Origin of the sequence: Micromonospora sp. MH33, assembly GCF_003013775.1 — a bacterium.
Taxonomy (GTDB): Bacteria; Actinomycetota; Actinomycetes; order Mycobacteriales; family Micromonosporaceae; genus Micromonospora; species Micromonospora fulviviridis.
Genome location: NZ_MUYZ01000296.1, coordinates 1 through 8,654 on the forward strand (window position 1 = coordinate 1; position 8,654 = coordinate 8,654).

Consider the following 8,654-nt stretch of genomic DNA (forward strand, 5'->3'; position numbering starts at 1 on the left):
TCACGGCCAGCGCCACCGGCCGGCGGAACGCCCACGGCGGCGTGCCGGTGGGCGACGCGGCCACGCCGCGTCCGACGGCCCGGGGCAGTCGCAGCGCCGACCCGGCCGGCCAGAGCGACAGGGCGAGCACCGCGACCGTGGCCACCGTCCCGTGCGCCGGGGAGCCGCCGACCTGCGGCCGGGGAAAGACGATGAGCGCGATGGTGGCCATCCCGCCGACCGCGAGCAGGAACCGGCTGGGCAGCCCGGCCGCGTGCAGGACCAGCGCGGTGCCCAGGTAGCAGCAGCCGAGCAGCGCCAGACAGCCCGCCATCAGCCACGAGTCGGTCGCGCCCTCCCCGGCCAGCTCGCTGATGGTGTCGCGCACCGGGTCGTAGCCGGGCGGCTGCCGGGCGGCCGCCACCGTCCAGCCCGCCACCAGCAGCACGGGGGCCGCCGCGGCCGTGGCCACGGCCCAGCTCGGTACGGCACGCACCCGGCCACGGTAACCGTCCGGCCCGGCCGGGGCCCGGGGTTCGCCGCGTCCCGGCCCGGCCGGCTCGGCGGGGGCCCGGGAGCCGGCCCGCCCGTCCTGACAGAATGCGGGGAGCAGACGTGGACCAGATGAGGAGACGCAAGCCGTGATCCGTACCCACAATGCCGGAAGCCTGCGCGCCGCGGACGCCGGCTCGACGGTGACGCTCGCCGGGTGGGTGGCCCGCCGGCGCGACCACGGCGGTGTCATCTTCGTCGACCTGCGCGACGCCTCCGGCGTCGTGCAGGTGGTCTTCCGCGAGGAGGACGCGCACGCGCTGCGCAACGAGTTCTGCGTCAAGGTGACCGGCGAGGTGACCCGCCGCCCCGAGGGCAACGAGAACCCGGACCTGCCGACCGGCGAGGTCGAGGTGACCGCGACCGCGCTGGAGGTGCTCTCCGAGGCCGCGCCGCTGCCGCTGCCGGTCGACGACCAGATCGAGGCCGGTGACGACATCCGGCTCAAGTACCGCTACCTCGACCTGCGCCGCGGCGGCCCGGCGAAGGCCATGCGGCTGCGCTCGCGGGCCAACCAGCTCGCCCGCGCGGTGCTGCACGAGCGGGACTTCCTGGAGATCGAGACCCCGACGCTGACCCGCTCCACCCCGGAGGGCGCCCGCGACTTCCTGGTCCCGGTCCGCCTCCAGCCGGGCAGCTGGTACGCGCTGCCGCAGTCGCCGCAGCTGTTCAAGCAGCTGCTCATGGTCGGCGGCTTGGAGCGCTACTACCAGATCGCCCGCTGCTACCGCGACGAGGACTTCCGCGCCGACCGGCAGCCGGAGTTCACCCAGCTCGACATCGAGATGTCCTTCGTCACCGAGGACGACGTGATCGACCTGGGCGAGGCGATCGTCGCGGCGCTATGGTCCGACCTGGCCGGCTACGAGGTCCCCCGGCCGATTCCGCGGATCACCTGGCACGACGCCATGTCCCGGTACGGCTCCGACAAGCCGGACCTGCGCTACGGCGTCGAGCTGACCGAGCTGACCGACTACCTGCGCGGCACCGAGTTCCGGGTCTTCGCCGGCGCGATCGACGCGGGCGGCTACGTCGGCGCGGTGGTCATGCCGGGCGGCGCGAGCCAGACCCGCAAGGAGCTGGACGGCTGGCAGGACTGGGCCAAGGCACGCGGCGCGCGGGGCCTGGCGTACGTGGTGCTCGACGCGGAGACCGGCGAGGCACGCGGGCCGGTGGCGAAGAACCTCTCCGCCGAGCACCTGGGCGGGCTCGCCGACGCGGTCGGCGCGAAGCCGGGCGACGCGGTCTTCTTCGCCGCCAGCACGAACACCCGCGAGGCGCAGGAGTTGCTCGGCGCGGCCCGCATCGAGATCGCCAAGCGGGCCGGGCTGGTCGACGAGAACGCCTGGGCGTTCTGCTGGGTGGTCGACGCGCCGATGTTCGAGCGCACGGACGAGGGCGGCTGGACGGCCGTGCACCACCCGTTCACCTCGCCGAACGCGGAGTGGGTCGACCGGTTCGAGGAGGCGCCGGACCGGGCGCTGGCGTACGCGTACGACATCGTCTGCAACGGCAACGAGATCGGCGGCGGCTCGATCCGTATCCACCGCGGCGACGTGCAGCAGCGGGTGTTCGACCTGCTCGGCATCACCGCCGAGGAGGCGCAGGACAAGTTCGGCTTCCTGCTGGAGGCGTTCAAGTACGGCGCCCCGCCGCACGGCGGTATCGCCTTCGGCTGGGACCGGGTCTGCATGCTGCTGGCCGGCGCGGACTCGATCCGCGAGGTCATCGCCTTCCCGAAGACCCGCGGCGGCTTCGACCCGCTGACCGGCGCGCCGACGCCGATCACCGCCCAGCAGCGCGCCGAGGCCGGTATCGACGCCAAGCCGAAGGCGCCGACCGGCCCGCACGCCGGCACCGCCGGCCCGGCCGCCCCGGTGGCCGACCCGACCTGATCCTCCGTGAGCGAAAGGCCCGCGTCATCCTGACGCGGGCCTTTCGACGTCTGGAGGACGGGATGAACCTGCTCGTGGTGGGGGCCAGCGGCTTCCTCGGCGCCGAGGTGTGCCGGCAGGCGGTCGCGGCGGGGCACCGGGTGGTCGGCACGTACCACTCGGCCGCCGTCGCGGCGCCGGGCGTCGCGGCGCGCCGGCTCGACGTCACCGACCGGGCCGCGGTCCGCGCGCTGCTGACCGAGGTACGCCCCGACGCCGTCGTGGCCACCCCCTACCGGTACGACGACTGGGCGGTCACCGCGGACGGGGCCGCCCACATCGCGTGCGCCGCCGCCGAGGCGGGGGCGCGGCTGGTGCACCTGTCCAGCGACGCGCTGCACGCCGGCCGGCCGACGCCGTACGCCGACGAGGACGTGCCCACGCCGGTGCACCCGTACGGGGCGGCGAAGGCGGCGGCCGAGACGGCGGTGCGGGCCGTCGACCCGGGGGCGGTGCTGGTGCGGACGTCGCTGATCGTGGGGGAGGGGAGCAAGCAGATCCAGCTCTGCCGGGACGCCCTGGCCGGCCGGGCCGTCCTCTTCACCGACGAGGCCCGCTGCCCGGTGCACGTGGTCGACCTCGCCGCGGCGGTGCTGGAACTGGTGCCCACCGACCTGGCCGGCCCGCTCAACGTGGCCGGCCCGGAGGCGGTCAGCCGCGCCGACCTGGGGCTGCTCGTGGCCCGCCGCGAGGGCCTCGACCCGGCCGGTCTGAAGACGGCCACCATCGCCGGGGCCGGCCTGCACCGCCCCGCCCAGGTTCGCCTCGACTCGTCGCGGGCGGCCAGCCTGCTGCGTACCCGCCTGCGCGGGATCACCGAGGTGTTGGCCTGAAGCCCTCATGCACAGTTCCTGTGCACAACTCTTGTGCATAGGAACTGTGCATAGATATTGTGCAAGGCATGGAGAACGAAGGGGCGCGTCCCGAGCCGCGCCAGGTGCGGCTGGACCATCGACAGGTGCGGGTGCTGGCCCACCCGCTGCGGATGCGCCTGGTCGGTGCGCTGCGGGTGAAGGGCCCGTCCACCGCCACGGCGCTCGCCGAACTGCTCGGCACCAACACCGGCGCCACCAGCTACCACCTGCGCCAGCTCGCCGAGGTGGGGCTGGTCGTGGAGGACCCGGACCGCGGCACCGGCCGGCAGCGGTGGTGGCAGGCCGCGCACGACGTGACCAACTGGGAACCCACCGACTTCGACGACGACCCGGACGCCCGCGCCGCGATCGACTGGATCCAGGGCGACCAGGTGCGCCTCCTGGCCCAGCACGCCGAGCAGTGGTTCGCCACCCAGCAGGAGTGGGCGCCGGAGTGGCGGGACGCCTTCGGCATGAGCGACATCTTCATGACCATCCCGGTCGCCCGACTGGAGGAGATCAAGTCCGAGGTCTGGGAACTGCTCGAGCGCCACCGGAACGAGGCCGACCCGGCCGAGCCCGGTGCCGAGCAGGTCCAGATCTTCCTCGCCACCTACCCGATGCCCAAGGAGTTCCGGTGACCGCGCTGTCCGTACGCCAGATCCGGGTCCGCTACCTCACCCTCTACGGCCTGCGCTGGCTGCCCAGCGGCCTGCTGATGCCGGTGATGATCCTGCTCATGCAGGAGCGCGGCCTCTCGCTGTCGCAGATCGGCCTGGTCGCCACCGCACAGGGCCTGGTCGTGCTCGCGCTGGAGCTGCCCACCGGTGGATTCGCCGACGCGCTCGGCCGCAAGCCGGTGCTGCTCGCCGCCTGGGTGGTCTGCCTGGCCTCCCTGGGGCTGATGGCGGTGGCCGACTCGTTCTGGATGTTCTTCCTGGTCTGGGCGTTGCAGGGGATCTACCGGGCGCTCGACAGCGGCCCGCTGGAGTCCTGGTACGTCGATGCCACCCTGGCCGCCGACCCGGAGGCCGAGTACGAGCGCGGCCTGGGCTGGGCCGGCACCGTCATCGGCGTTGCCATCGGCGCCGGCGCCCTGCTCAGCGGCGGCCTGGTCGCGCTCGGGCCGGTCGGGCCGCTCAGCGCGCTGGCCCTGCCCGTGCTGGTGGCCATCGCCCTGCAGGCGGCCGCGCTGGTCGCGCTCACCGTGCTGCTGGTGGAGCACCGGCCGGCCCAGGGCGTCGCCGCGGTGCGGGCCTCGGTGGCCGAGGCGCCCCGGATGGTGGGCCAGGCCGTCGGCCTGCTGCGCCGCAACCGGGTGCTGGCCGCGCTGGTCGCCGTCGAGCTGTTCTGGGGCTTCGGCATGGTCACCTTCGAATCGCTGCTTCCGGTGCGCCTGGCCGAGGTGCTCGGCGACCCCGGCCGGGCCGCCGCGCTGCTCGGCCCGGCCGGCTCGGCGGCCTGGCTGGCCAACGCGGCGGGCGCCGCCCTGACCCCGCTGCTGCTGCGCCGGCTGGGCGCCGCGCCCGCCGCCGCGCTCATGCGGGTGCTCCAGGGCGTCACCGTGGTCGGGATGGGCCTGCTCGCCGGCCCGGTCGGGGTGCTCATCGCATACCTGGCCTGCTACACCGTGCACGGCGCGTCGAACCCGCTGCACATGGGACTGCTGCACCGGCAGGTCGACGGGCCGTACCGGACCAGCGTGCTCTCGCTGAACTCGATGGTGGCCCAGCCGGCCGGCGCGCTCGGTGCGGTGGTACTGACCGCCCTGGCCGACGCCACCAGCATCACCGTCGCCATGCTGGTCGGCGGCGTGGTGCTCGCCGTGGCCGCCCCGCTCTACCTGCCGGCCTGGCGGGCCGGGCGCCGGACGCCCGGGCCGGTGGCGGAGCCCGACGCGGGGGAGCCCGATCCCGGTGAGTTGGCCGCCGGCCCCGGCCGTCCCGGCCCGGCGCTCGACCCGGCCGGCCCGGTGACCCCGGTCACGGTCGCCGCCTCCGCTCCCGCCCGGTCGGACTGACCGCCCCGTGCCCGGACCCCGCCGCTCCGGCCCGGCCCTGTCCGGCAGGCGAGGTGGCGGGGGACGGGACGGGCGGGTGAGCCGCCGGCTCGGCGCGGTGGTCGGGCCAGCGAACGGGGATGCCGCAGCGGGGGCGGTCGTGGTGGGTGGATCAGCCCAGGTGGACCGAGGTACGCGGCTCGGTGCCGGTGTAACCCAGCCGGCGGTACAGCCGGATCGCGCCGGTGTTGGCGGTGTAGACGCCGAGCGCCACGTGGTCGTACCGGGCGAACAGGGCACGGGTCATCCCGGCGGTGAGCGCCGCGCCGAGCCCCCGGCCCCGGCGGTCGGGCGCCACGGTCAGCCCGGCCAGGAAGCCGATGTCACCCCGGCTGCGATCGGCGCCGCAGGCCGCCAGGCGGCCGCCGTCCCGGATGCCGTACCAGTCGACGATCCGCGGGTCGCCCGGACGGGAGGTCGTGCTGGGGAAGGCCTCCTCGATCAGCGCGGCCAGCGCGGGGTGGTCGGCCTCGCCGAGGCGGACGACGCGCTCCTCCGCCGGCTGCTCCGGCGGGGCGGTCGTGGTCCAAAGGAAGTCCCACTCGTCGAGCCGGGCCACGGCGAACCGGTCGGCGACCTCCTCGGCGGCGGTCCGGGGCAGGTGCAGCCACTGGCCGGCGTGCAGCGTCCCGTCCGCCATCAGGCCCGCGAAGACGTCCAGCGCCGGCCCGGCCGCCCCGACCGCGCCACCCGCCGGCCCCTGCCCCGGCGGGAGGAGCCAGCCGACCGCGCCGTCCCGCCGCCAGCCCCGCGCCTCCCGGTCCCGCCCGAGAGCGTGCCGGGCGTACGGGTGGTGGCCGGTGGCGGCGAGCAGGGTGTCCCGCCCCGACAGAACCTCCTCGGCAGTGATCATGCGGCCAGCCTACGAGAGGAAAATCCGTGACTCCCATCCACTCCGTACGACCCGTGCGCCTGCCCGGCCGGCGCTGCGTGCTGCGGGAATGGGCGGACGACGACGTGCCCGCGCTGCACGCGCTGCTCACCGAGCCGCGGGTGCTCGACCGCGTGCTCGACGAGCGGGCGCCCTCCCGGGACGAGGTCCGCGCCGCCCTGTCCGGGTGGCGGGAGGACACGGCCGGCGAGCCGCGGCCGGAATACCGGCTGGCCGCCGTCGACGGGGACCGGCTCCTCGGTCTGGGCACCCTGACCGTGGAGAGCGTGCCGCACCGGCGCGGCGAGATCGGCTACGTGGTGCACCCCGACCACTGGGGCCGGGGCCTCGGCACCGAGATCGCCGGCCTGCTGCTGGACCTGGCGTTCGGGCCGGTGGGGCTGCACCGGGTGGAGGCGACCACGCGGCCGGACCACGCCGCCTCGCGGCGGGTGCTGGAGAAGGCCGGCATGCGGTACGAGGGGATCAGCCGGGACCACCTGCTCGTCCGGGGCTCCTGGTGGGACTCGGTGCGGTACGCGATCCTCGCCACCGACCGCTGACGCCGCCCGCCGTCGGCGGAGCCGGCGTTCCACGGTGGAGATTGACGAACAGACCGATCGGGTACATCCGTGGCCGACCTACTGGGACCCCCCACCGGAGGAACGACCATGCTCGCCATTCTCGCGGCCATCGTGTTCGGCTTCGCCCTGTTGATCGATTTCCTGAACACCAACTTCGGCGCACCCGACCTGTTCAACACCCACACCCTCATGCTCATCGGCTTCCTGCTGCTCTCCCTCTACCTGGCCGGGGTCGGCTCCGGCCCGCGGGGCGCCGGCGGCGGCCGGTGGTACCGGGGCCGCCGCCCGGGTCGCGGTTGACCGGAAACGACCATCCGGGCCGGGCCGGCGGCGCGATTCCAGCGTCGTCGGCCCGGCCCGGTACTGTTCTCGTGATGGAATCCGACGCCCTCTTCACCCTCGGCGAACCCGCCGGAGCGCCCAGCGCCCACGCGGGTTCCGGCGGCGTCGACGGGTTCACCGCCGCCGCGGCGGATTCGCCGCTGCCCGTCCGGATGCGCCCGGCCAGCATCGACGAGCTGGTCGGTCAGGACCACCTGCTCGCCCCGGGCGCCCCGCTGCGCCAACTCGTCGAGGCCGCGGCCCCGATGTCGGTGATCCTCTGGGGGCCGCCCGGCAGCGGCAAGACCACCATCGCCCACCTGGTGGCCCGGGCCACCGACCGCCGCTTCGTCGCCATGTCCGCGCTGACCGCCGGGGTGAAGGACGTCCGCGCCGTGATCGAGACCGCCCGTCGGCAGCGCCGGGCCGGCGGCCCGCCGACCGTGCTCTTCATCGACGAGGTACACCGGTTCAGCAAGACCCAGCAGGACTCGCTGCTCGCCGCCGTCGAGGACCGGACGGTCACCCTGCTCGCGGCGACCACCGAGAACCCGTACTTCTCCGTCATCTCACCGCTGCTGTCCCGCTGCGTGCTGCTCACCCTCCAACCCCTCGACGACGACGCCGTACGCGGCCTGCTGCGCCGCGCGGTGGCCGACGAGCGCGGGCTGGGCGGCGCGCTCACCCTGGCGACCGACGCCGAGGACCATCTCGTCCGCCTCGCCGGGGGCGACGTCCGCAAGGCGCTCACCGCGCTGGAGGCGGCGGCGGCCACCGCGACCGCGCGCGGCGCGGACCGGATCGACCTCGCCGTCGCCGAGCAGGCGGTCGACGTGGCGGCCGTCCGCTACGACCGTGACGGTGACGCCCACTACGACGTGACCAGCGCGTTCATCAAGAGCATGCGCGGCTCGGACGTGGACGCCGCGCTGCACTGGCTGGCCCGGATGCTGGTCGCCGGCGAGGACGCCCGGTTCATCGCCCGACGCATGGTGATCTTCGCCAGCGAGGACGTCGGCATGGCCGACCCCAGCGCGCTGACCGTCGCCACCGCCGCCGCGCACGCCGTCGAATACGTCGGCCTGCCCGAGGCCCAGCTCAACCTGGCCCAGGCGGTCATCCACCTGGCCACCGCCCCGAAGTCCAACTCGGCCACCACGGCCATCGGTGCGGCCATCGCCGACGTGCGCGCCGGTCGCGGCGGGGCGGTGCCGCGCGGGCTGCGCGACTCCCACTACGCCGGCGCCCGGGGCCTCGGGCACGGGGCCGGCTACCGCTACCCGCACGACGACCACCGCGGGGTGGTCACCCAGCAGTACGCTCCGGACGACCTCGTCGGGACCGACTACTACCAGCCCAGCGGGCACGGCGCGGAGCGGGCGGTGGCCACCCGGCTGCCGCTGCTGCGCCGGATCGTGCGCGGGCTGCCCGCGCCGCCGGCGCGGGCGGAGGCCGCGGTGAACGGCGCCCGACCGGCGGTCGCCGAGCGGGTCGACGGGG

Annotated in this window: 9 protein-coding genes; 7 read left to right on the plus strand and 2 right to left on the minus strand. The window is 75.3% G+C overall.

Annotation, left to right across the window (positions count from 1 at the left end):
• On the minus strand, positions 1 to 475 hold a 475-nt coding region (locus B0E53_RS29865), incomplete at its 3' end, for a DUF998 domain-containing protein (protein WP_246835670.1).
• Positions 476 to 620: 145 nt separating this feature from the next.
• On the opposite strand from B0E53_RS29865, the gene aspS reads away from it, so the two are divergent.
• From aspS to B0E53_RS29885, 4 genes are all read left to right on the plus strand, one after another.
• Entirely contained in the window at positions 621 to 2,426 is a 1,806-nt protein-coding gene (gene aspS, locus B0E53_RS29870) for an aspartate--tRNA ligase (RefSeq protein ID WP_107079055.1), read from the plus strand.
• Between the two features lie 62 nt (positions 2,427 to 2,488).
• The gene (locus B0E53_RS29875) at positions 2,489 to 3,298 is read left to right on the plus strand and encodes a sugar nucleotide-binding protein (protein WP_107079056.1); all 810 of its coding nucleotides are present in this window, start codon (positions 2,489 to 2,491) and stop codon (positions 3,296 to 3,298) included.
• A 68-nt stretch (positions 3,299 to 3,366) separates the two neighbouring features.
• On the plus strand, positions 3,367 to 3,960 hold the full coding sequence (locus tag B0E53_RS29880) for a helix-turn-helix domain-containing protein (RefSeq protein WP_107079057.1): 594 nt from the start codon (positions 3,367 to 3,369) through the stop codon (positions 3,958 to 3,960).
• Positions 3,957 to 5,339: an MFS transporter gene (locus tag B0E53_RS29885; protein ID WP_107079058.1), complete on the plus strand. Its 1,383-nt coding sequence runs from the start codon at positions 3,957 to 3,959 to the stop codon at positions 5,337 to 5,339. Before B0E53_RS29880 ends, B0E53_RS29885 begins: the two co-directional genes overlap by 4 nt.
• Before the next feature lie 151 nt (positions 5,340 to 5,490).
• Here the strand turns inward: B0E53_RS29885 and B0E53_RS29890 are convergent, their stop codons facing one another.
• Positions 5,491 to 6,231, minus strand: coding sequence for a GNAT family N-acetyltransferase (locus tag B0E53_RS29890; protein ID WP_107079059.1), 741 nt, complete (start codon positions 6,229 to 6,231; stop codon positions 5,491 to 5,493).
• Positions 6,232 to 6,257: 26 nt separating this feature from the next.
• Here B0E53_RS29890 and B0E53_RS29895 point away from each other — a divergent pair, with 26 nt between their 5' ends.
• The 3 genes from B0E53_RS29895 to B0E53_RS29905 form a co-directional block, all read left to right on the plus strand.
• Positions 6,258 to 6,812 carry a GNAT family protein gene (locus tag B0E53_RS29895; RefSeq protein ID WP_107079060.1) on the plus strand — a complete coding sequence of 185 codons (555 nt, stop codon included), beginning with the start codon at positions 6,258 to 6,260 and terminating at the stop codon, positions 6,810 to 6,812.
• Between the two features lie 108 nt (positions 6,813 to 6,920).
• Positions 6,921 to 7,133 carry a hypothetical protein gene (locus B0E53_RS29900; RefSeq protein ID WP_107079061.1) on the plus strand — a complete coding sequence of 71 codons (213 nt, stop codon included), beginning with the start codon at positions 6,921 to 6,923 and terminating at the stop codon, positions 7,131 to 7,133.
• 74 nt (positions 7,134 to 7,207) lie between these two features.
• Positions 7,208 to 8,654 (plus strand): replication-associated recombination protein A (locus B0E53_RS29905; protein ID WP_246835671.1); only part of this gene is annotated, 1,447 nt, incomplete at its 3' end.